Below are 22828 nucleotides of genomic sequence, written 5' to 3'. Positions count from 1 at the left end.
GACACCCACGAGGGAGCAGGATGAAGACATGAACGAGCTCACGCGCTGGCTCCGCGACCAACCGTCCCTCACCGGAACCCCGCCGCCGCTCGACCTCTCCGATCTCCCCACTGACCCCCACGACCTCTTCGACGCCTGGATCCGCGCCGCCGCCGATGCCGACATCGCCGAGGTGCGTGCCGCGACGCTCGCGACGGCGGATGCCGGTGGCCGCCCGGACGCGCGGACCCTCATCCTGAAGGGTGTCAGCGCCGATGGGTGGGAGTTCGCCGGCCCGCGATCCTCCGCGAAGGGACGCCAGCTCGCCGACAACCCCGCCGCTGCGCTCAACTTCTGGTGGCAGCCCGTCATGCGCGCCGTCCGCGTCCGCGGCACCGTGCACGAGGCGACACCCGAGGAGAGCGCAGCCGACTTCGGGGCGCGCCCCGCCTCCAGCGACGCGGCGCCGTCCGACTGGGTGCTCTGGCGCCTCATCCCAGACCGCATCGAGTTCTGGCAGGGTTCCCACGACCGTCGGCACACCCGCATCGTCTACACGCGCGACGGCGACGACTGGGGCCACGAGAGCTGAGGCCCGCGGCCGCGAGGCATTCGTCGACGGATGCCTCGGGGTCGACACGTCACCGCCACGACGTGGCGCGGCCGACCGGTCGCGCAGGATTGCCCGCGACGATCGCTCCGGGGGCGACGTCGCGAGTCACGACGGCACCGGCTGCGACGATCGCGCCGTCACCGATCGTGACGCCCTTCAGGATGATGGCGCGTGCTCCGATGAGCACGTGACGGCCAATGCTGATCGGCGCGGAGCGCACGTGGCGTCGTCCGTCCTCGAACTCGATGTCGTGGAAGTCCGTGTCCATGATCTCGACGTCCCACGACAGTTCGGCGCCCTCGTGCAGTGTGACGCCGGTTTCGACATTGATCGTGTTGCGGGCGCCGACGGCCGCTCCCGGCATCACCGTGAGCCGAGCCCCGGACCCGACGTGGATCCGCGCACGCCTGCGGATGATCGCTCCCGGACGCAGATCATAGGTGCCACGCCCGGCCATCTTGACGCCGGGCTGCAGCTTGACCCCATGGTGCCCCCGCGCCGAGGCGCGCAGCCTGTTCATGATCTTCTTCAGTACGCGCATGATGTCCCCTCGATCGCGCGGAATCGCCCCGTCGCGATTATGACGTCGCGAGCCGATCCGCGCGAGTCCGCGCACAGACCGAGCCGAAGCCTAGAGCCGCACGACCTCGGTCACGCGGACGACCGCGGCGCCCTCCTCGACGGATGCCTCCAGGTCGACCTCCGCGCGGATACGCCAGTCGTGGTCGCCGGCCGGGTCGTCGATGATCTGCTCCACACGCCAGACACCCTCGGACGCAGCCGACTCGTCGATGACGCACAGCGCGGGACTGCGCGCGGTACCGCCCGTCAGGATCTCGTCGTGGTCGTCGAAGTAGCGGTCGAGGACGTCGGGCCAGGCGGCATCCGGATCCAATTCGACCAGCGCATCGTCGTTCTGGAGCGCAGCGAGCTGCACCCGGCGGAACATCTCGTTGCGCACCAGCACGACGAACGCGCGCCGGTTCGCGATGATCGACGGCGGCGCGGGCGGCACGACCGGCGCCTCGGGATCGTCGGCGGGGTTGATGAGTGCGTTCCACTCGTCGACGAGGCTCGAGTCGACCTGGCGCACCAGCTCGCCGAGCCACTCGATCAGATCCAGCAACTCGTCGGTGCGGGCCTCGGCCGGAACCGTCTGCCGGATCGCGCGATAGGCATCGGACAGGTACCGCAGCACCAGGCCCTCGCTTCGGCCCAACTGGTAGAACGACACGAACTCGCCGAACGACATCGCCCGCTCGAACATGTCGCGGACGACCGACTTCGGCGACAGCTCGAAGTCGCGCACCCAGGGCTGGCTCGACGCGAACGTCTCGTACGCCTGCGCCAGCAGCTCCGCGAGCGGCTTCGGCCACGTCACCGCCTCAAGCAGCTCCATCCGCTCGTCGTACTCGATGCCGTCGCGCTTCATCGCCGCGACCGCCTCGCCACGCGCCTTGAACTCCTGCTGCGAGAGGATCGCGCGCGGATCGTCGAGCGTCGACTCGATCACGCTCACGACATCGAGCGCGTAGTGACCGCTGCCGGTCTCGCTGTCGTCCGGGGACAGCAACTCGATCGCGGCGAGCGCGAACGGCGACAGCGGCTGGTTCAGCGCGAAGTTCGGCTGCAGATCGACGGTGAGACGGATGCCGTCGGCATCGGCCTCGACGATGTCCGCCGCCACGAGGGTCCGGAACAGCGCGATCGCCCGGCGGGCGAGCTCGTACTGCCGCGCCTTCGGTTCGTGGTTGTCGAAGACCAGCGAGCGGACGTTCTCGAAGACGTCGCCGCCGCGACCGATGACGTTGATGAGCATCGCCGCGGTCAGCTTCAGCTGCGGCGACAGCGGCTCGGGCTCGGCGGCGACGAGGCGCTCGAACGAGCCCTCACCCCAGTTCACGACGCCGGTCGGCGCCTTCTTGCGGACGATCTTCTTGCGCTTGGCGGCATCGTCCCCCGCCTTCGCGAGCGCGACGGCGTTCTCGATCTCCCACTCGGGCGCCATCACGACGACGCTGCCGTGCGTGTCGAAGCCGGCCCGCCCCGCGCGTCCGGCGATCTGATGGAACTCGCGGGCTGACAGCTGGCGCATCTTCGTGCCGTCGTATTTCGACAGCGCCGTGATCAGCACCGTGCGGATGGGGACGTTGATGCCGACGCCGAGGGTGTCGGTGCCGCAGATGACGCGGAGCAGCCCGCGCTGCGCGAGCGTCTCGACCAGCCGGCGGTAGCGCGGCAGCATCCCGGCATGGTGCACGCCGATTCCCGCGCGGACGAGCCGCGACAGCGTCTTGCCGAACCCCGTCGTGAAGCGGAACCCGCCGATCGCCTCGGCGATCGCGTCGCGCTGCTCGCGCGTCGTGATCTTGACGCTCGACAGCGCCTGCGCCCGCTCGAGCGCCGCTGCCTGCGAGAAGTGGACGATGTAGACCGGCGTCTCGCGATTTTCGAGTAGCCCCTCGACCACCTCGTGCACGGGCCGCCGGGCGTAGGAGTAGTCGAGCGGCACCGGGCGCTCGACACCCGCGATGTGCGCGACGGCGCGGCCCGTGCGTCGCTCGAGGTCGCTCTTGATCGCCGAGACGTCGCCGAGGGTCGCCGACATCAGCAGGAACTGCGCTCCCGGGAGGAGCAGCAGCGGCACCTGCCACGCCCATCCGCGATCGGGGTCGCCGTAGTAGTGGAACTCGTCCATCACGACCTGGTCGATCTCGGCGTCAGGACCGAGGCGCAGCGCGACGTTCGCCAGGATCTCGGCGGTGCAGCAGATGATCGGCGCGTCGGGGTTCACCGACGAATCGCCCGTGACCATGCCCACGGCATCCGGTCCGAAGATGTCGACGAGCGCGAAGAACTTCTCGCTGACGAGGGCTTTGATCGGAGCCGTGTAGTACGTGCGGCCGCCGCGGGCGAGGGATGCCGCGTGTGCCGCGACCGCGACGAGCGACTTGCCCGTGCCGGTCGGGGTCGCGAGGATCACGTGCGATCCCGACGCGAGCTCGAGGACCGCCTCGTCCTGCGCGGGGTACAGCTCGATGCCGCGCTCGATCGTCCACTCGAGGAAGCCCTCGTAGACGGCGTCGGGGGTCGACCCCGCCGGAATGCGGTCCCGGAGCGTCGAGGTCATCCCTCGAGTCTGCCCCACCGGCGGCGGGACGGCGTGCCCAGTGCAGGCTTGATCGGCTCCGACCGCCCGGAACGGGTGCGAGCGCGCGTCTCAACCTGCACTCGGCACACGTCAGGGCATGTCCGCCTTCGCCGCGAGCACGCGCGCCGCCGCGGCGTCGACCTGCGCGGCGAACTGCGGGTCGGCGGTCGCCTTCGCGAGCACCGCGTCGTACATCGCCGGGAACGCCGACGGATCCGCCGAGACGAGCACCACGTCGACGCCGGCGGAGATCGCCTGCACGGCGCGATCGGCGGGCGACCAGGCCGAGACGGCGACGGCCGCGGAGAGGTCGTCTGAGAACACCACACCGTCGAAGCCGACCTCGCTCCGCAGGAGCCCGACGACCTTCGGAGAGAACACGGCCGGCGTGGATCCGTCGATCCGGTCGTAGATCGCCGACGAGACCATCACCGCGCTCGGCCCCGCCTCGGTGAGCGGCCGGTAGACGCCGACGTCCGGACCGTCCGGAGTCACCGTCGTGTCGACCACGTCGGCCGTGGTGTCGGTGTTCGCGGACACGTGGCCGAGGCCCGGGAAGTGCTTGAACGTGGGGAGGATGCCGGCATCCCGCATCCCCTCGGCGAAGGCGCCCGCCTTGCCTGCGACGGTCGACGCGTCGTAGCCGTACTGCCGGCCGTACCCGCCGATCGGCGGGTTGTCGAAGCGGGTCGCCTTGCTTGTGACGATGTCGGCGACGGGGGCGAGGTCGAGGTTCACCCCCGCCTCGGCCAGCTCACGCCCCCACGCCTCGGCCTTCTCCTGCAGCTGATCCGACGGCAGGTCTGCCTGACGGATGCCGTAGGGCATCGCCCCGAACCCCGGCCCCCGCAGCACTTGGACCTCGCCGCCCTCCTGATCGGTCGCGACCCAGAGCGGCAGGTCGCGCTCGGCGAGCGACGTGAAGCGCGACACGACGCCCGCCGTGGCCGCCACCCCGCCCGTCGACCGCCCGCTCAGGAAGACGCCGCCGGCGTACCGGTCGCGGACGGCGGCGAGGGTCGTCGGCGATGCGGTGGTCGCGCGAGTTCCGACCATGAAGAGCTGGCCGACACGCTGCTCGAGCGAGAGCGCGTCGACCGACTCAGGGGTGGAAGAAGGTGACGCGGAGGGCGATGCGGGGGGAGGGGATGCCGAGGGTGACGCCACCGGCGACGCTGAGGCGGTCGGCGACGAGGCGGGCGGTGCAGGAGACGCCGTCGGCGAGGCGGCACACCCCGCGAGGAGCGACGCGGCCATCACCGTGACGAGAGCGGACCATCTCCACGACCGACGCACACCGACATTCTGCGCCTGCTCCGGCCGTCGTGGGCCGGGCTCGGCGTTCCGTATTCAGTCTCGTCGGCAACTCACAAGGACGCGACGCCCCGGGCGTCCGCAGGTCCACCCGTCACGGGTCGCCACCCGAGACTGAATACCGGACGGTCAAACCGCGCGCCTCAGCTGCGCCCCGGCGTGTGCAGCCTCGCGAGGTAGGCGCCCGCGCGCACGGGTGCGCCGCCGCGATCGGTGAGCGAGACGACGACCGTGACGGCGGTCGCGAGCGGGATGGTCCATGCGGCGGGCTGCGCCAGCAGCGGAGCGGCGATGCCGACCCCGCCGACCGCCGCGTGCACGAGGAACGCGAGCCCGCACGCGACCGCGCCGGTCACCATGCCCGCCACCGCGCCGCGGGCCGTCAGCCGCGACCACCAGATCGACAGCAGCAGGACGGGGGACAGAGCGGATGCCGCGAACACGAACACGGCGCCGACCGAGGCCACGAGTCCCGCCGGCTGGGTCAGCAGGGCGATCGCGAGGGGGACGAGGGCGACGAGCAGGGCGGACAGCCGGAACGAGCGGACGGACCCGCTGAACACGTCCTGGCTGATGACGCCGGCGAGCGAGACCGTGAGTCCCGCCGACGTCGCGAGGAAGGCGGCGAAGGCTCCGGCGACCACGAGGGCGGTGAGCAGTTCCCCGACGAACCCGGGGAAGACCCGTGCGGGAAGGACGAGCGCGACGGTGTCGGCGACGCCCGGTCGGGCGAGATCGGGCGCCACGATCCGCGCGAGCAGACCGATGACGCTCGAGACGGCGTAGAAGACGCTCACCATGACGATGACGAGGACCGTCGTCCGCCGCGCCGAACCGCCGGTCGGGCTCGTATAGAAGCGCACGAGGACGTGCGGCAGTCCCATCGTGCCGAGCAGGAGTGCCAGCAACAACGAGCCCGCCGCGTAGGCGTCGAGCCCCGAGGGCCCTGCATCGGCGGGGAAGACGACGAGCGGATCGATCTCTCTCGCTCCCCCTCCGACCGCGAAGGCGATGAGGACGGCGGGCACGAGTAGGGCGGTGAGCTTCAGCCAGTACTGGAACGCCTGCACGTATGTGATCGCCCGCATCCCGCCGGCTGCGGCCGCCGCCGCGACCAGCACCGCCACGAGCACGGCGCCCACCCACGGCGGGATGTCGGCGACGACCTGCAGCGTGATCCCGGCGCCGTGGAGCTGCGGCACGATGTACAGCCACCCGATCAGGAGGCACGCGACGCTCGTCACCCGGCGCGCGCGTCGCGAGTCCAGCCGCGCTTCGATGAAGTCGGGGATCGTGTACGCGCCGCTACGTCGCAGCGGTGCGGCGACGAACAGCAGGACGAGCAGGTACCCGGCCGCGTACCCGATCGGGAACCAGAAGCCCTCCGACCCGCTCAGCAGCACGAGTCCCGACAGCCCGAGGAAGGTCCCGGCCGAGAGGTACTCCCCGCTGATCGCCGAGGCGTTCCACACCGGCCTCACGGTCCGGGATGCCACGAAGAAATCACCCGTGGTCCGCGAGACGCGCAGCCCGTAGACCCCGATGAGTGTCGTCGCGCCGACGACGAGCGCGACGGCCACGAGGTCGAGGACGGCGTTCACCGCTCGTCCTCGTCGCGGAGCGCGCGGTAGCGCCGCTCGTTGCGGTTCGCCCCGCGCACGTAGAGGATCGCGAAGCCCGCAATAGCGGGGTAGAACCCGAACGCGTGCAGCAGCCACGACAGCGGCACGCCGAACCACACGATCTCATCGAGTTCCGGGATGAGCGTGAGGGCGCCGTAGAGGACGAGCACCACCACGACGAAGCCGAACAGCGTGCCGAGCGCGAGGCGCAATTGCGACCGCCGCAGCGCCCGCGCGTATGCCGCCTCGACGTCGTCGACGGGCGCCCCCGGCAGGGCGATGCCGCGCGTGGGTGCGCCGGGCTTGCCGGCGCCCGCCGAGACGCGAACGCGGTCCGCGCTCACCGCGCCGCCGGCCTCACGCGCCGGTCCGTCCGAGCAGGGCCTCGCGCACGAGCGGCACGAACCGGCGACTGACGGGGAGCGCGGTGTCCCCGACCCACACGGCGGGTTCGGCACCCGAGAGGCGGACTTCGGTGACGGATGCCGCCCGCACGAGGAACGAACGATGGATCCGGACGAAACCGGCATCCGCCCACCGCGTCTCGAGCTCGGAGATCGGGATGCGCACGAGGTGCCCGGCGTCGCCGTCGGTCTGCAGACGCGTGTAGTCGCCCTCGGCCCGCACCCAGCGGACGTCGCGACGGTGGACGAAGCGGACGGTCGACCCGACCGTGACGGGCAGGACCTCGTCGCCGTCCGCCGGCGGTTCTGTCACGACGATCCGGTCGACGGCGCGGCGCAGGCGGTCGGCGCGGACCGGCTTGAGCAGGTAATCGAGGGCCCGCAGCTCGAACGCATCGACCGCGTGCGCGTCGTCCGCGGTCACGAACACGATCGCCGGCGGCTGCGCCAGCGCTCCCAGGGCGGCGGCGAGGTCGAGGCCCGACAGCCCCGGCATGTGGATGTCGAGGAAGGCGGCGGCGACCGCGCGCTCGGTGAGCAGCCGCAGCGCCTCGGCACCCGATGAGGCCGTGATCACCTCGCCTATCCGCTCGTCTGCACGCAGGAGGAAGGCGAGCTCGTCGAGCGCCGGCTTCTCGTCGTCGGCGACGAGGACGTCGATCATGGCGGTCACCTCAGCCCTGCCGAATCGTGATGCGGTTGCGACTTCGGGACGCGCATCCGCACCAGGGTACCGGCGCCCGTGTTCGTCTCGACGACGAGCCCGCCCTCGGCGCCGTAGAGCTGCCGCAGCCGGGTGTCGACGTTCCGGAGTCCCACGTTCGCCGCATCGCCGGTGCGGGTCAGGAGCGCATGAAGCTCGTCGGGATCCATGCCCGCGCCGTCGTCCTCGACCGTGATCTCGGTGTGGGTGGCGGCATCCTCCGACGCGATGAGGATCGTCCCGCCGCCCTCCCCCGGCTCGAGACCGTGCCGCACGGCGTTCTCGACGAGCGGCTGCACCGAGAGGAACGGGATGACGGTGGCCAGCGTCTCGGGCGAGATCCGCAGCGTCACGGTGAGGCGGTCGCCGAAGCGCGCCCGCTCGAGTTCGAGGTAGGAGTGGATGCTGCGGAGCTCTTCCGCCAGTGTCGTGAACTCGCCCTGGCGCCGGAACGAGTACCGGGTGAAGTCGGCGAACTCCAGCACCAGCTCGCGGGCGCGCGGCGGATCGGTCGTGATGAACGAAGCGATCGCGGTCAGCGCGTTGTAGATGAAGTGCGGCGAGATCTGCTGCCGGAGCGCACGCAGGTCGGCTTCGGCGAGCGCGGCGCGCGAGGCATCCAGCTCCCCGAGCGTCGCCTGCGCGGCGCACCACTCGGCGACCTCTCCCGCGGCGCGGACGAGAGCGGCCCGCACGGGAGCGGCGAAGGCGACGAGCACGCCCGCGACGACGCCGTCCACGCGGATCGGTGCGCCGACGGCCTCGAGGCCGTCCCCTCCCTCGGCGCGGGGGAAGACGCGGCGCTTGCCGGTCTCGGCGACCTGCGCCGCGATGCGGCGAGCCGCGGCATCCAATCCCTCGGACTGGCCGTCACGCGCGACGACCACGTCGCCGACCACCAGCACGACCGCCGCGCTGCCGAGGACGGCGCGCAGATGCCGCGCGGCGCGCGCGACGTCGGGGGTCGCGAGCCCGCCGCGCAGGTAGGGGGCTGCGAGGCTCGCCTGGTGGAGGGCGCGGTAGGTGGCCTCCTCGGCCTCGCTGCCGAGGCCACCCGCGCCTCGTGCGTAGCGGCGGGCGAGCAGCAGCAGGGCGGACAGCACGATGCCGCCGACCACGCCGAGCAGGGCGGCGAGGACGACGGCATCGGTCATGCGATGAGCCTAGATCGCGGGCGTCAGCAGCAGCGGGCGCCCGGGTTGCGGTCCTGGTCGTCCATCTTCTGACGCCAGAACTGCCGCTCGGTCATGGGCTCCTCGTCGGGGTGCACCCGACGCTGATGCGCGACGTACGTCGCGTAGGCCGTGTCGCCCATGAGGGTCGTCATGTACCAGCGGATGCCGCGGCCCGTCCGCAGCACGAGGTCGAGCATCGCCCGCATCGGCGAGACCGCGGCATCCATCCGTGTACTCATGTCAGTGCCTGTTCGCTGCGCGCTCGTCGGCGAGGATCGGCTCCCACTGCTTCTCGAGCTCGCGCTCGGAGGCGGTGCCGATGAGCCCGGCGGGGGCGAAGCGGCGCGAGGGCACCGGCTCGTCCTCGTGGTTCTCGCCGCCGCCGCGGCGGATCGCGGCGATCGTGACGATCACCGAGGCGATGATCACGATGATGGCGAGGACGACGAACACGATCGACAGGGTGCCCTGCACGAAGGTGTTGCGGATGACGGCCTCCATGACCGCCGGCTCGCCGAGTTCGGTGTTCCCCTGCGCCAGCGCGTCGCGGTAGCGGAAGTGGTTCGACCAGTATCCGATCGCCGGGTTCGGCGAGAAGATCTTGTAGGCCGAGGCGGTGATCGTCACGACCGCCGCGAACGCGAGCGGCAGAGCCACGATCCACAGCCACCGCACGTACGTCGGGCCGCGCTTCGCGATGATCGCGAGGACCACGGCGAGGGCGATCGCGGCGAGCAGCTGGTTGGCGATGCCGAACAACGGGAAGAACGTGTTGATGCCGCCGAGCGGGTCGGTGACGCCGAGGATGAGGATCGCTCCCCAGCCGGCGACCATGATCGCCGTCGTGATCCAGACGCCGGGACGCCACGACACATCGCGGAACTTGGGGACCCAGTGGCCGATCGAGTCCTGCAGCATGAAGCGCGCGACGCGGGTTCCGGCATCCACCGCCGTGAGGATGAACAGCGCCTCGAACATGATCGCGAAGTGGTACCAGAAGGCCATCATCGCGGGGCCGCCGAGGGCCTGCTGCATGATGTGCGCGAGGCCGAGCGCAAGCGTCGGCGCACCGCCGGTGCGCGACACGATCGATTCTTCGCCGACGGCCGCCGCCGTGCTCGTGAGCATCTCGGGAGTGAGGTTCACCCCCGTGATGCCGAGCGAGTTGACGAAGGCCACGGCACCTTCGACGGTGCCCATGGTCGATGCCGCCGACGCGTTCATCGCGTAGTAGATGCCCTGGTCGATCGAGATCGCGGCGACGAGGGCCATGATCGCGACGAAGGACTCCATGATCATGCCGCCGTACCCGATGAAGCGCGTCTGGCGCTCCTTCTCGACGAGCTTCGGGGTCGTGCCCGAGGAGATCAGCGCGTGGAATCCCGAGAGGGCGCCGCACGCGATCGTCACGAACAGGAACGGGAAGAGGGGGCCTGCGAACACCGGCCCGGTGCCCTCGAGGGCGAAGTCGGTGACGGCGGGAACGGTGATCTCGGGGCGGACGAGGACGATCGCGCCGGCGAGCATCACGATGACGCCGATCTTCATGAACGTCGAGAGGTAGTCGCGGGGGGCGAGCAGCAGCCAGACCGGCAGGACCGCGGCGATGAAGCCGTAGATGATGATGCCCCAGGCGATGACGCTGCGGTCGAGGTGCAGGAACTCCTGGCCCCATGCGGTCTCGGCGACCCAGCCGCCGGCGACGATCGCGCCGATGAGCAGGACGAAGCCGATGATCGAGACCTCGGTGACCTTGCCGGGGCGGAGGTACCGCAGGTACAGGCCCATGAAGAGGGCGATCGGGATGGTCATCGACACCGAGAAGACGCCCCAGGGGCTCTCGCCGAGCGCGTTGACGACGACGAGGGCGAGGATCGCGACGATGATCAGCATGATCAGCAGCGACGCGACGATCGCGGCGGTGCCGCCGATCTTGCCGAGCTCCTGGCGAGCCATCTGGCCGATCGTGCGGCCGCCGCGGCGCATCGAGAAGAAGAGCACCGTGTAGTCCTGGACAGCACCGGCGAGCACGACGCCGACGATGATCCAGATGGTGCCGGGGAGGAAGCCCATCTGCGCCGCGAGCACGGGACCGACGAGGGGACCTGCGCCGGCGATGGCGGCGAAGTGGTGGCCGTAGAGGACGCGACGGTCGGTCGGGACGTAGTCCTTGCCGTCCTGCTTGACCTCGGCCGGGGTGGCCCGACGGTCGTCGGGGCGCAGCAGGTGCTTCTCGATGACCTTCGAGTAGAACCGGTAGCCGATCAGGTAGGTCGCGACCGCGGCGAACACGAACCAGATCGCGTTGACGGTCTCACCGCGCACGATCGCGAGCATCGTCCAGCCGAGACCGCCGGCGAGCGCGATGAGCGCCCAGACGACGATCTTCAGCGGCGTCCAGCGGCCGTCTTTGGCTTTCTGCTCCTCGGTGAGGGCGACGGGGGGAAGGGAGGGATCGGGTTCGAGCGTGGCGGCCTTGCCACGGCGCGACGGTGCAGACATGGGCGACTCCTTCGGGCGCGTCTTTGCGTACACGTCAGGGTAGGAAAACGGATGCCGCCTCCCCCGGCTCGCTCGTGGGGTGCTGCGACGAGCGGCGTCACCGGCGCGACGAACGGCGGCGGTGCGGATGTCCAGTCCTGGCGGCGAGACGTTCGAGACGCTTACGGTTGACCCACACGACAGAGGGAGTCCCCGTGGCACACGACGCCGCACTGACGGTCACGCGCAACGACGAGAAGAACCGCTACGAGATCCACGTCGACGGAGCCGTGGCCGGCTACACCCTCTTCACCGTCGACGACGCCGGTCGCACCGTGATGCCCCACACCAAGATCGACCCCGCCTACAAGGGCCAGGGCCTCGGCTCGACCCTCGTCGCCGACGCGCTCGCCGACCTCGCCCGCCGTGGCGACGAGGTCGTCCCGCAGTGCCCGTTCGTCGCGGGCTACCTCGCGGAGCACGACGTCCCCGGCCTCACGGTCGCCTCTCCCGACGCGGAGTGAACGATGACCCGCCTCGACGCCGACCCGACCGAGACCGTCGACGCCCCGGCATCCTGTGACGGCCCGAGGGCGCTGCTGCTGACCGCACGCGAGGTGCCGCTCGGCGGCGTCCGCGGCATGCAGGTGCACCGTGCCCTGCCGCAGCGCGAGCTGCCGATGGTCGGCGCCTGGTGCTTCCTCGATCGGTTCGGACCGCAGGTGACGACGATGCGCGTCGAACCCCACCCGCACATCGGGCTGCAGACGGTCACGTGGCCGTTCGCCGGCGAGACCCGCCACCGCGACACGATCGGCTCCGACGTCGTCATCAAGCGCGGGCAGCTGAACATCATGACCAGCGGCGCAGGCATCGCCCACTCCGAGTACTCGATGGGCGACGAGCCCGCCGTCACCGACGCCCTGCAGCTCTGGGTCGCGCTGCCCGAGTCGCGCCGCCACGGGGGGCCCGACTTCGAGCGGCACACCGACCTGCCCGTCGTGGACCTGGGCGACGGCGCGGCGGCGGTCGTCGTGGTCGGCGAGCTCGCCGGCATCCACTCGCCCGCGACGATGTACACGCCGATCGTCGGCGCAGAGGTGTTCCTCCCCGCGGGGGCCCGCGTGCGGATCCCGCTGAACCCGGCGTGGGAGCACGCCCTCGTGGGTGTCGACGGCGCACCCGTCGTCCACGCCGCCGACGAGGAGTCGGTCGAGCTCGGCGACCACGATCTGCTCTACCTCGGCCTCGCGCGGGAGGTCATCGAGATCGAGGCGCCGACCGATGTCACGGTCTTCGTGCTGGGCGGCGAACCCTTCGAGAGCGACATCGTCATGTGGTGGAACTTCGTCGGACGCAGTCACGACGAGATCGTCGCCGCACGGGACGAGTGGGAGGCGGACTCCCCGCGCTTCGGGCACGTCGTCACCCACGGCGACGAGCGCATCCCGGCGCCACCGCTGCCCACCGTCCGCCTCACGAAACGCCGCCGGCGGCTCTGAGGCCTCAGGTCGCCGTGTCGACCCGGACGACGAGCGAGGCCGTGTACCCCGCATCGACATCCCCGGTCATGGTCGCGAGTTGCAGCGCTCCGCCGTCGTCGCCGAAGACCATGTCCGACGCGAGCGAGAGCCGGCCGAGGTTGCTCGCCGAGTCCCCGTAGCCCGCCCGCGCGTACACGGCCGACGCCGCGGACTCCGGGAACGCCAACTGCGAGGTCGCGATCGCATTCCCCGAGTCCGTGATCGATGCGGCGTCGGGGTAGACCTCGAAGTGGATGTGCGGCCAGCGGCCCGGGTAGCAGCCGGGGAAGATCGACGTGAACGTGACCTGGCCGTCGGCATCCGTCACTTGGACACCGCGAAGCCACGAGCGGTCCTCGACGCCGCCCGTGTACATCGAGTACCGCCCCTCGGCGTCGCAGTGCCACACGTAGACGGCGACCCCCGCGAAGGGACGGTCGCCGTTCGCCATGTCGGTCAGGCGCAGCGTGAACGAGAGCGGCACGCCGTCGACGGCGTCACCGCCGCCGACATCGGCGCGGATGTCGCTCCGCACGACTCCGCTGCCCTCGAGCACATCGGGCCCGTTCGAGCCGTCGCCGGGGAACGGTCCGGCCGTCTCCTCGGGGATCTCGCCGGAGGGCAGGGCGGTGGCCGCGCCGCCGGCGGTCGCCGTCGCCGAGGGGGTCGCGGCCGGCGAGGCGGCGGCCGAGCTCGGCGCCACGGACCCGCGCGGCGTGCACGCGGCGAGGAGGGCGGCTCCGGCGGCGATGCCGACGGCGCCGAGCATGCCGCGGCGGGTGAGGAGCGTGCGGATGTCGAAGGCGGCGCCCTGATCGACGACGTCGTCGTCGGGCCGGTCGAGCAACCGGCCTTCGAAAGCGGGGCCGTCGGGTGTGCGAGTCGGTTCGGGGCTGTTCACGGGGCGGTCTCCTCGGTGTCGGATCCCAGCGTGGCGGAGGGGGTGATGCGCCCCCGGTGGCAAGGCTATGGGAACACTGTGGCCGCCGCCGTTCCGCGGTTTTGCACGGCCCAGTGGTTCCGCACGCGCGGATAGCCTTGGACCCGTGACCCGGACCCTGCTCTCGACGCGCGTGCTGCTGGTCTGCGCCGCACTCGGAGTGGCGACGGGCCTGCTCGGCGGGGTCGCCGGCATCCTCACGCCGTTCGTGATCGCGGCGGCTCCCTACGCGTACGGCCTCGTCCTCGGTTCCCACGTCCTGCCGGGCATCATCGCGCAGCAGGTTTTCCGGATGCCGCTGGTCGCGCTGACGACGCACGTCCTCGCCGCCCTCGTCGCGAGCGCCGTGAACCCGGCGTGGATAGGCCGGTTCCTCGCCACGGCGCTCCTGTTCGGCGCGATCCAGGAGGGCGTCGCCGCCCTCACCCGCTACCGCGCCTGGGGGCGCTGGCGTTTCTACGTCTCGGCCGTCGCCATCGGGGTCGTCGTCGCCGTTGCGGTCGCCTTCGCCGCCGACCTCACGATCCTCCCCACCTGGGCGCAGATCGCCTACTTCGTGTTCTCGATCCTCGGGCCCGTCGCGTGGACCGCCGCCGGCCTCGGCGTGGGCTCGAGCCTGCGCCAGGCGGGTGTCGCGCGACAGCCCCTCAGGAGCAGGTAAGGGCAGGCTAACCTAGGAGTCACCCCTCCTCGTTTGGACTCTCGTGACCTCTGCCGACTCCGGCGCCACCGAAGCCCCGCTCGCCCCGGGAGCCCCGCCCGCGCTTCTGCACGTCCGGGATCTCGCGATCGTGCACGAGGGAGCGATTTCGGCATCACCGGCATCCGTCTCGTTCGATGTCGCGGCGGGCGAAGTCGTGCTCCTGCTCGGACCGAGCGGATCGGGGAAGTCCACCCTCGCCCTCGCCCTGAACGGGCTGATCCCCCAAGCTGTGCCGGCCGCGCTCACCGGCACGGTGTCGGTCGCCGGCCTCGACGCGACGACGACACCCGTGGCGACGCTCGCCTCGCGCGTGGGGATGGTCTTCCAGGACCCGGACGCGCAGCTCATCACCGGCTCGCTGCTCGACGACGTCGCCTTCGGGCCCGAGAACCTGCGGCTCCCGGTCGAGGACGTGCTGTCGCGCACCGAGGACGCGCTCCGGGTGATGGGGCTGTGGGAGAGGCGTCACGAGAACCCCGACCGCCTGTCGGGCGGAGGGAAGCAGCGCCTCGCCATCGCGAGCGCACTCGCCCTCGGTTCCGATCTGCTCGTCCTCGACGAACCCACGGCCAACCTCGACCCGGCCGGCATCGAGGACGTCTACGACGCGCTCACCGCCGTGGTCGCCGACGGCCGATCGATCCTCCTCGTCGAGCACAACCTCGATGCCGCCGTCGGGCTCGCCGACCGGGTCGTCGTCCTCGACGCCGCGGGCCGGACGGTCGCCGACGGCGCGGTCGACGAGGTTCTCCGCGAGCGCGCCGAGCAACTCCACACGATGGGTGTGTGGCTGCCCGTGTCGACCCTCGCCGCCCTCGCCCTGCGCCGTGCCGGATGGCGGATCGAGCGGATGCCGCTGACCGCCGCCGAACTCCGCGAGGCCCTCGAGCAGGTCGACGCCCCCGTACCCAGTGCAGGTTCAGACGCGCGGGAGGCGGCCGAACGGGCACCGAACCCGTCGCTGGACCTGCATCCGGCGCACCCGGCGGTCGAGGTGCGCGGGCTCACCCTCCGCCGCGGCCGGCGCGAGGTGCTGCACGACGTGGACCTGACGGTCGCGCCAGGCGAGTTCGTCGCCGTCGTCGGAGCCAACGGGGCGGGGAAGACCAGCCTGCTGCAGGCGATCGCGGGGGTCGTCCCGCCGCCGCGAGGCGCCGTCCGCGTGGCGGGAGCGGACGCCGCGCGCACCCCGCTCCGCGACCTCTCGCGGCGCGTCGGATTCGTCTTCCAGAATCCCGAGCATCAGTTCATCGCCCCCACCGTCTTCGACGAGCTGGCCCACGGCCTGCGCGGCCGCCATCTCTCCGCCGATGAGGTCCGCGAGCGGACGATGGAGGTTCTGACGCGGTTCGGCCTCGAGCACAAGGCGGACGTCCACCCGTTCCTGCTCTCGGGCGGGCAGAAGCGGCGGCTGTCCGTGGGGACGGCCCTCGTCGGCGGCGCGCCGATCCTCGCGCTCGACGAACCGACGTTCGGACAGGATCGCGCGCGCGCCGACGAGCTGCTTCGCCTGCTCCGCGGTCTGAACCAGGACGGCACGACGATCCTCGTCGTCACCCACGACATGCAGCTCGTCGCCGAGTACGCGACCCGCACGATCGTCGTCGACGGCGGACGCATCGTCGCCGACGCCCCCACGCGGGACGTCTTCGCCGATGAGGCGCTGCTGCGCCGATCGGGACTGCGCACCCCGCCGCTCACGGCGGCCCTGCGCGACGTGACGCGGCATCCATCCCTCAGGACGATCAACCGACTAGCCGATCTCGAGGCGGCGGCCGGATGACCACCGCGATCGACCCCTACGCCGTCGCGGCGCCCGCAGGCGCGTGGCTCACGCGATTGAGCCCGCTGGCCAAGCTCGCCGGTCCGCTGCCGGCGATGCTGCTGCTCATCTTCACGCGCGACCTCGCCACCCCGGCCGTCTTCCTCGGGTCGGCGTACGTCCTCGTGCTCACGGGCGCGCGGCTCACCGGTCGCGTCGCGCTGCTGCTGTTCGTCGCGGTCCCCGTCGGCGCGGCGGTGATCGGTTTGGCACTGTCACTGTGGGCCGACCCGGGACGGGTAGATCAGGCCGTGCCGGTCCTCTCGGTCGGTGACTGGACGCTGTACCTCGGCGCGATCGAGGTCGGGCTGGCGACGGGCCTGCGGCTCGCCGCGATCCTCGCCCTGGGCTTCATCGCAGGGCTCACCACGACGGGCTCCGACCTCGTCCGCGCGCTGGTGCAGCAGCTGCGCGTGCCGTACCGCATCGGGTACACGGCACTCGCCGCGTTCCGCTTCGTGCCGCGCTTCGGCTACGAGCTCGAGGTCATCCGCCAGGCCCACCGGGTGCGCGGAGCCCACGTCGGCCGAGGTCCCCTCGCGGCGATCGCCCGCTGGTGGGGCTACATCGTGCCGCTGCTGGCGGGCGCGATCCGTCACGCCGAGCGTGTGGCGCTCGCGATGGACGCCCGCGCCTTCGGCGCGCACCCCGACCGCACCGAACGGCACCTGCTGCCCTGGCGACGGCGTGACACCGTCTTCACCGCCGTCTTCTGGATCGCCTCGGCGACCGCGCTCATCGCCCTCTTCCCGTGGACCCTGTGACGAAAGGATGGCGATGGCCCGCGCTAGCGCACTCGTGAAACCCGAGGTGCAGGAGCTCCTGCACCTCACCGTCGTGCGGACCGAGAGGATCGCTCCGCACTGGATGCGCGTCACCCTCGGCGGCGGCGAGATCGATCGATTCACCTTCCGCGGATACGACCAGTGGTTCCGCCTGTTCCTGCCCATCGGCGGTGAGGAGGGGCTCGATCGCATCCCCGCCAAGGCGAACGGGCTGCTGGGGTACCTCCGGTTCCTGCGCATCCCCGAGGGCGTCCGCCCCGTGATGCGCAATTACACCGTACGGGCGTACCGCGCGGCATCCGCCGACCGCGGCGCCGAGATCGACGTCGACTTCGTCCTGCACGGTGACGGGGATGCCGCGGGTCCGGCCTCGGGATGGGCCGAGCGCACCCAGCCCGGCGAGAGCGTCGTGATCATCGACGAGGGCCTCGGGTTCAACCCGGCGCGCGGGGTGGAGCGCGTCGTGCTCGTCGCCGACGAGACGGGCGCGCCGGCGGTGGCCGGCATCTGCGCCTCGCTACCGGCATCCGCCACCGGCATCGCGATCGTCGAGGCCCCGACCGCGGCGGACGTCCTGCCGATCGACGCCCCTGCCGGTGTCGAGGTCCGCTGGCTGGTGCGGGAGGCGGATGCCGCGCCCGGCCGGAGCGCTCTCGCCGAGCTCGAGCGGCTCGCTCCCATGGCGGGCACGCACTACTTCATCGTCGGCGAGCAGCACCTGCCGACCTCCGCCCGTCGTCACCTCGTCGCTCACGACGTCGACAAGGCGGCGATCAGCTTCATCGGATATTGGCGCTCGACGACGGGACACTGACATGGGGAAGATCACCACCGCGTACCTGCTCACCTGCGCCGCGATCGGCGTCGCCTCGGGGATCGTGCTCGCGGTCGGATGGTGGGTGTCGCTGGGCCTGTTCGCCACGATCCCTTTCGCGAGCGTCGCGATCGCCGGGCTCTGGGTCATGCCCGCCGTCATCGCCTTGCGCCTGCTCAACCGACCGTTCGCGGGGCTTCTCGTCGGCGTCATCTCGGGTCTCGTCCTCGCACCGTTCTGGACGATCTCCGCGGTCGCGACCACGGTGTTCTGGTCGCTGTTCCCCGAGCTGCCCTTCTTCGTGACCCTGTACCGCCGCTGGGCGACGTGGCTCCACTACGCCGGCGGCGCGGCGGTCGGCGTCGCGTATCCGATCCTCGCCGCGCAGTCGTTCGACCTGTGGTCGATGAGCCCTCCACTCGTCGCGCTGTTCATCGCGCTCTGCGCGGTCAGCTGCCTCGTGGGGACGTGGGCCGGCATCCTCCTCGCCGACCGGTTGCGCGCGGCCGGAGTGGCCCGTCTGGCGCGACGGCGGGCGCCCCGGACCGCCTGAACGGATGCCGCAGAATGCCCCTCGTGCGCGCGTGATCTCCGGTGCTACTGTGAGGCACCCTTCCCGCGAGGCCGGCACTCCCGAGGTCGCCGACCGCCCCCCGTGCGGGGGCGGTTCGCGTTTCTGAGGAGGCCCGCGTGACCACGACACCCGTTCACCTGACCCGGCCGGACGGCAAGGGTCTCGCCACCGGTACGCTCGGCCTGTGGGGGTCGACCGTCATCGGCCTCGCCTCGACCGCGCCGGTGTATTCGCTCGTCGCGACGCTCGGCTACGTCGTCCTGGCCGTGGGAGGGCAGGCGCCGATCGCGTTCGTGATCGCGTTCGTCCCGATGCTGCTCATCGCCTTCGCCTACCGCGAGCTCAACAACGCCGTCCCCGATTGCGGGACGGCGTTCACATGGGCGACGAAGGCGTTCGGACCGTGGGTGGGGTGGATGGGCGGCTGGGGCGTCGCGATCGCCGGAATGATCGTGCTCGCCAACCTCGCTCAGGTCGGTTCGGTCTACTTCTGGGCTCTCCTCGGGCAGGAGTTCGAGGAGCAGAACGACTGGCGGATCATCCTGGTGGCCGTCGCCTTCATCGCGGCGATGACCTGGATTTCGTGGCGCGGCGTCGAGATCGGCGAGCGCATCCAGAACGTGCTGCTCGGCATCCAGTACCTCGCCCTCATCATCTTCGTGATCGCCGCCCTCACGCAGTTCTTCACGGGGGGCGCACCGGACGCGACGCCCTTCAGCTGGGAATGGCTCAACCCGTTCGCGTTCGGCGACTGGGGCGGGTTCGTCGAGGCGATCCTGCTCGCGATCTTCATCTACTGGGGCTGGGACACGTGCCTCGCCCTCAACGAGGAGACGAAGGACCCCAAGCGCATCCCGGGGTTGGCCGCGCTGCTGACCTGCGTCCTCCTCCTCGTCACCTACGTCTCGGTGACGATCGCGGCGATGATGTACGCGGGCCTCGGCGAGGAGGGGGGTGGGCTCGGCAACCCCGAGAACGCCGACGACTTCTTCCTCGGCATCCGCGACGGTCTCCTCGGGCCGTGGGGCTGGCTGCTCGTGGTCGCCGTGCTCATCTCGGCGGTGTCGTCGACGCAGACGACGATCCTCCCGACGGCGCGCGGCACCCTCGCGATGGGCGTCTACCGGGCGCTCCCCGCCAAGTTCAAGGACGTCCACCCCGACTACCGGACGCCCTCGTTCTCGACGCTCGTCATGGGCGTCGTCGCGATTGTCTACTACGTCGTCATGACGACGATCAGCGATGCGATCCTGCAGGACACGATCCTCTCCCTCGGCCTCGCGATCGCCTTCTACTACGCCCTCACGGGGTACGCGTGCGTCTGGTACTTCCGCGCCGACCTGTTCCGCTCCGCGCGCGACTTCTTCTTCAAGGGGCTGTTCCCGCTCATCGGCGCACTCATGCTCACCTACGCGTTCGTCCAGTCGGCGATCGACATGCTCGCTCCCGACTACAGCTACTACGGCACGCTGCTCGGGATCGGCTCGACGTTCGTCGTCGGCATCGGGGCGCTCGCGCTGGGCGTGGTCCTCATGGTCGTCTGGTTCTTCTTCCCCCGGGCCAAGCGCTTCTTCCGTGGCGAGAGCCTCAACCGCGACACCCCCGTCCTCGTCCCCGACGACACCAGCTCGCTCCCCCGTTCGATCGACGGCGGCATCTGACCGCCCGAAAGGAACCTCCCGCATGCGCATCCTCATCATCGGCGCTGGCGGTGTCGGCAGTGCTGCCGCCCGCATCCTCCGCCGCCGCGACTTCTTCGAGGCCGTCGTCATCGCCGATTACGACCCGGCCCGCCCGCAGGCGCTCGTGGAGGAGCTCGGCGACGAGCGCTTCGTGGCCGCGCAGGTGGATGCCTCGAGCGCGGAGTCCGTGGCATCCCTCGTCCGCGAGCACTCCGCCACCCACGTGCTGAACGCCGTCGACCCCCGGTTCGTCATGCCGATCTTCGACGGCGCGTTCGCGGCCGGGGCGACGTACCTCGACATGGCCATGAGCCTGTCGCAGCGGCATCGGGAGCGCCCCTACGAGAAGGTGGGCGTGAAGCTCGGCGACGCGCAGTTCGCGAAGGAGCAGGAGTGGCAGGATGCCGGGCGCCTGGCGCTCGTCGGGATCGGCGTCGAGCCGGGCCTGTCGGACGTGTTCGCCCGCTACGCCGAGGACGAGCTGTTCGACGAGATCGACGAGCTCGGCGTCCGCGACGGGGCGAACCTCGTCGTCGCCGGCTACGACTTCGCGCCGTCGTTCTCGATCTGGACGACGATCGAGGAGTGCCTGAACCCGCCCGTGATCTACGAGGAGGGGAAGGGCTGGTACGTCACCGAGCCGTTCAGCGAGCCGGAGGTGTTCGACTTCCCCGAGGGGATCGGGCCGGTCGAATGCGTCAACGTCGAGCATGAGGAGGTGCTCCTCATGCCGCGGTGGACCAAGGCCAAGCGCGTGACATTCAAGTACGGCCTCGGCGACGAGTTCATCGAGGTGCTGCGGGTGCTCAACAAGCTCGGCCTCGACAAGACTGACCCGCTGACGGTGAAGGGGGTACAGGTCTCGCCGCGCGACGTCGTGGCGGCGGCCCTTCCCGACCCCGCCACGATCGGCGACAGGATGAGCGGCAAGACCTGCGCGGGCGTGTGGGTGACAGGCACCGGCAAGGACGGGCAGCCGCGCTCGACGTACCTATACCACGTGGCTGACAACGAGCAGACGATGCGCGAGGACAACTCGCAGGCCGTCGTCTGGCAGACCGCGATCAACCCCGTCATCGCGCTCGAGCTCCTCGCCCGCGGCACCTGGTCGGGCACGGGCGTGCTCGGCCCCGAGGCGTTCGACGCGAAGCCGTTCCTCGACCTGCTCGCCGCGCCGAAGCCCGAGGGCTACGGCTCGCCCTGGGGCATGCGGGAGCAGCCGCATCCCGTTCCGTCCGAGGCCTGACGCGACCGAGGTCCCGATCGGGCCGGGAAACGTCGCATCGTTTCCGGCCCGATCGGGACCTCGGGTCGTGTGGTCAGCGCTTGCCGGCGATCCGGCGCGAGACGATGTCGCGCATGATCTCGTTCGTGCCGCCGTAGATGCGGTGGACGCGAGCATCGAGGAAGGCGCGCGCGATCGGGTACTCCATGATGTAGCCGTAGCCGCCGTGCAGCTGGACGCAGGCGTCGAGCACCTCCCACTCGCGCTCGGTGGCCCAGAACTTGACCTGGGCGGCATCCTCCGCCGAGAGCTTGTTCTCGCCGTACAGCGTGATCGCCCGGTCGATGTAGGCCCACATGACGTCGACCGTCGTGACGAGGTCGGCCATCGCGAAGCGCGTGTTCTGGAAGTCGATGATCCGCTGGCCGAACGCCTCGCGGTCCTTCGTGTAGGCGATCGTCCATTCGACGCCGGCTTGCGCGGCGGCCGCGCCCGCGACACCGATCGACAGGCGCTCGAGGGGCAGGTTCATCATCAGCTGGACGAAGCCCTTGCCCTCCTCGCCCCCGATGAGATTGGCGTCGGGGACGAAGACGTCGGTGAAGCTGAGCTCCGCCGTGTCGTGCCCGTGGAAGCCCATCTTGTGCAGCTTCTTGCCGTGGTCGAACCCGGCCATGTCGGCCTCGAGCAGCAGCAGCGAGAAGGCGTCCGGACGGTTGCCCTCGCCCGTCTTGACGAAGACGACGAAGATGTCGGCTGTCGCGCCGGAGGAGATGAACGTCTTCGCGCCGTTGACGATGTAGCCGCCGTCGGTCTTCTTCGCGGTGGTCGAGATGCCACGGAGGTCGGAGCCGGCGCCGGGCTCGGTCATCGCGAGCGCGCCGATGATCTCACCGGTCGCCATGCGCGGCAGCCAGGTTTCCTTCTGCTCCTGGGTGCCCATGTGCACGAGGTACGGCACGGCGAGGTCGTCCTGGATGCCGAAAGCGCCGGCGAGCGAGCCCGCTCCGGCACGGATGATCTCCTCGTTCACGACCGTGCGGAAGCGGTAGTCCTGCAGCATGCCCGCGCCGCCGAACTCCTCGGGGACGCTCAGGCCGATGACGCCCGCCTCGCCCGCCGCGAGCATCGTCGCGCGGTCGATCTCGCCGGCGGCATCCCACTGTTCGCGCTTCTCGTTCGTGACGTACCGCTTGACGAACTCCTTGACGACGTCGCGGAACGCTTCGTGGTCCTCTTCGTAGATGTTCCGCTCCATGCGCGGCCCCCTTCGTGTCTGTGCTTTCACACACGGCTTTCACACACGCGCGACGCTGCG

21 protein-coding genes are annotated in these 22828 nt (G+C 70.8%); 10 read left to right on the top strand and 11 right to left on the bottom strand.

Annotated features, from left to right (window positions below):
* Positions 1–28: 28 nt before the first annotated feature.
* Positions 29–571, top strand: coding sequence for a pyridoxine/pyridoxamine 5'-phosphate oxidase (locus tag BLP38_RS12970; protein ID WP_091358525.1), 543 nt, complete (start codon positions 29–31; stop codon positions 569–571).
* Positions 572–620: 49 nt separating this feature from the next.
* Here BLP38_RS12970 and BLP38_RS14450 read toward each other — a convergent pair whose 3' ends face one another.
* The 9 genes from BLP38_RS14450 to BLP38_RS12925 form a co-directional block, all read right to left on the bottom strand.
* Positions 621–1133: an acyltransferase gene (locus BLP38_RS14450; RefSeq protein ID WP_157681107.1), complete on the bottom strand. Its 513-nt coding sequence runs from the start codon at positions 1131–1133 to the stop codon at positions 621–623.
* Between the two features lie 90 nt (positions 1134–1223).
* Complete coding sequence (locus BLP38_RS12960) at positions 1224–3722, bottom strand: DEAD/DEAH box helicase (protein ID WP_091358520.1); 2499 nt, start codon at positions 3720–3722, stop codon at positions 1224–1226.
* A 111-nt stretch (positions 3723–3833) separates the two neighbouring features.
* Entirely contained in the window at positions 3834–5000 is a 1167-nt protein-coding gene (locus tag BLP38_RS12955; RefSeq protein WP_091358516.1) for a glycoside hydrolase family 3 N-terminal domain-containing protein, read from the bottom strand.
* A gap of 200 nt (positions 5001–5200) precedes the next feature.
* Positions 5201–6658 carry a sodium/solute symporter gene (locus tag BLP38_RS12950; protein WP_091358508.1) on the bottom strand — a complete coding sequence of 486 codons (1458 nt, stop codon included), beginning with the start codon at positions 6656–6658 and terminating at the stop codon, positions 5201–5203.
* A complete protein-coding gene (locus BLP38_RS12945; RefSeq protein ID WP_091358504.1) occupies positions 6655–7023 on the bottom strand; it encodes a heavy metal transporter in 369 nt (122 codons plus the stop codon). Before BLP38_RS12945 ends, BLP38_RS12950 begins: the two co-directional genes overlap by 4 nt.
* Before the next feature lie 13 nt (positions 7024–7036).
* Positions 7037–7747 (bottom strand): LytR/AlgR family response regulator transcription factor, encoded by a 711-nt coding sequence (locus BLP38_RS12940; RefSeq protein ID WP_172824704.1) that lies wholly within the window; start codon positions 7745–7747, stop codon positions 7037–7039.
* A gap of 5 nt (positions 7748–7752) precedes the next feature.
* Positions 7753–8940: a sensor histidine kinase gene (locus BLP38_RS12935; RefSeq protein ID WP_091358495.1), complete on the bottom strand. Its 1188-nt coding sequence runs from the start codon at positions 8938–8940 to the stop codon at positions 7753–7755.
* Positions 8941–8963: 23 nt separating this feature from the next.
* On the bottom strand, positions 8964–9200 hold the full coding sequence (locus tag BLP38_RS12930) for a YbdD/YjiX family protein (protein ID WP_231916510.1): 237 nt from the start codon (positions 9198–9200) through the stop codon (positions 8964–8966).
* A gap of 1 nt (position 9201) precedes the next feature.
* Positions 9202–11463 carry a carbon starvation CstA family protein gene (locus BLP38_RS12925; protein WP_091358491.1) on the bottom strand — a complete coding sequence of 754 codons (2262 nt, stop codon included), beginning with the start codon at positions 11461–11463 and terminating at the stop codon, positions 9202–9204.
* A gap of 194 nt (positions 11464–11657) precedes the next feature.
* Between BLP38_RS12925 and BLP38_RS12920 the strand changes: the two genes are divergently transcribed.
* Together BLP38_RS12920 and BLP38_RS12915 are read left to right on the top strand one after the other, a co-directional pair.
* Positions 11658–11966 (top strand): GNAT family N-acetyltransferase, encoded by a 309-nt coding sequence (locus tag BLP38_RS12920; protein WP_091358487.1) that lies wholly within the window; start codon positions 11658–11660, stop codon positions 11964–11966.
* 3 nt (positions 11967–11969) lie between these two features.
* Positions 11970–12944 carry a pirin family protein gene (locus tag BLP38_RS12915; RefSeq protein ID WP_091358483.1) on the top strand — a complete coding sequence of 325 codons (975 nt, stop codon included), beginning with the start codon at positions 11970–11972 and terminating at the stop codon, positions 12942–12944.
* A 4-nt stretch (positions 12945–12948) separates the two neighbouring features.
* Here the strand turns inward: BLP38_RS12915 and BLP38_RS12910 are convergent, their stop codons facing one another.
* Positions 12949–13866, bottom strand: a complete 918-nt coding sequence (locus BLP38_RS12910) for an intradiol ring-cleavage dioxygenase (protein ID WP_231916509.1) — start codon at positions 13864–13866, stop codon at positions 12949–12951.
* A 145-nt stretch (positions 13867–14011) separates the two neighbouring features.
* Between BLP38_RS12910 and BLP38_RS12905 the strand changes: the two genes are divergently transcribed.
* From BLP38_RS12905 to BLP38_RS12875, 7 genes are all read left to right on the top strand, one after another.
* Positions 14012–14566, top strand: coding sequence for an ECF transporter S component (locus BLP38_RS12905; RefSeq protein WP_165971278.1), 555 nt, complete (start codon positions 14012–14014; stop codon positions 14564–14566).
* A gap of 43 nt (positions 14567–14609) precedes the next feature.
* Complete coding sequence (locus BLP38_RS12900) at positions 14610–16391, top strand: ABC transporter ATP-binding protein (protein ID WP_091358473.1); 1782 nt, start codon at positions 14610–14612, stop codon at positions 16389–16391.
* Positions 16388–17194 (top strand): energy-coupling factor transporter transmembrane component T, encoded by an 807-nt coding sequence (locus BLP38_RS12895; RefSeq protein WP_091358470.1) that lies wholly within the window; start codon positions 16388–16390, stop codon positions 17192–17194. Before BLP38_RS12900 ends, BLP38_RS12895 begins: the two co-directional genes overlap by 4 nt.
* Positions 17195–17207: 13 nt before the next feature.
* Positions 17208–18029 carry a siderophore-interacting protein gene (locus BLP38_RS12890; protein ID WP_091359866.1) on the top strand — a complete coding sequence of 274 codons (822 nt, stop codon included), beginning with the start codon at positions 17208–17210 and terminating at the stop codon, positions 18027–18029.
* 1 nt (position 18030) lies between these two features.
* Positions 18031–18582, top strand: coding sequence for an ECF transporter S component (locus tag BLP38_RS12885; protein WP_091358467.1), 552 nt, complete (start codon positions 18031–18033; stop codon positions 18580–18582).
* Between the two features lie 137 nt (positions 18583–18719).
* Positions 18720–20264, top strand: coding sequence for an APC family permease (locus BLP38_RS12880; RefSeq protein ID WP_091358463.1), 1545 nt, complete (start codon positions 18720–18722; stop codon positions 20262–20264).
* Positions 20265–20286: 22 nt separating this feature from the next.
* On the top strand, positions 20287–21531 hold the full coding sequence (locus BLP38_RS12875) for a saccharopine dehydrogenase family protein (RefSeq protein ID WP_091358459.1): 1245 nt from the start codon (positions 20287–20289) through the stop codon (positions 21529–21531).
* 73 nt (positions 21532–21604) lie between these two features.
* Here the strand turns inward: BLP38_RS12875 and BLP38_RS12870 are convergent, their stop codons facing one another.
* Complete coding sequence (locus BLP38_RS12870) at positions 21605–22768, bottom strand: acyl-CoA dehydrogenase family protein (RefSeq protein ID WP_091358456.1); 1164 nt, start codon at positions 22766–22768, stop codon at positions 21605–21607.
* Between the last annotated feature and the right edge of the window lie 60 nt (positions 22769–22828).

This window comes from Microbacterium sp. LKL04 (assembly GCF_900102005.1).
GTDB lineage: Bacteria > Actinomycetota > Actinomycetes > Actinomycetales > Microbacteriaceae > Microbacterium.
This window is presented reverse-complemented; position numbering and strand designations above follow the sequence as displayed.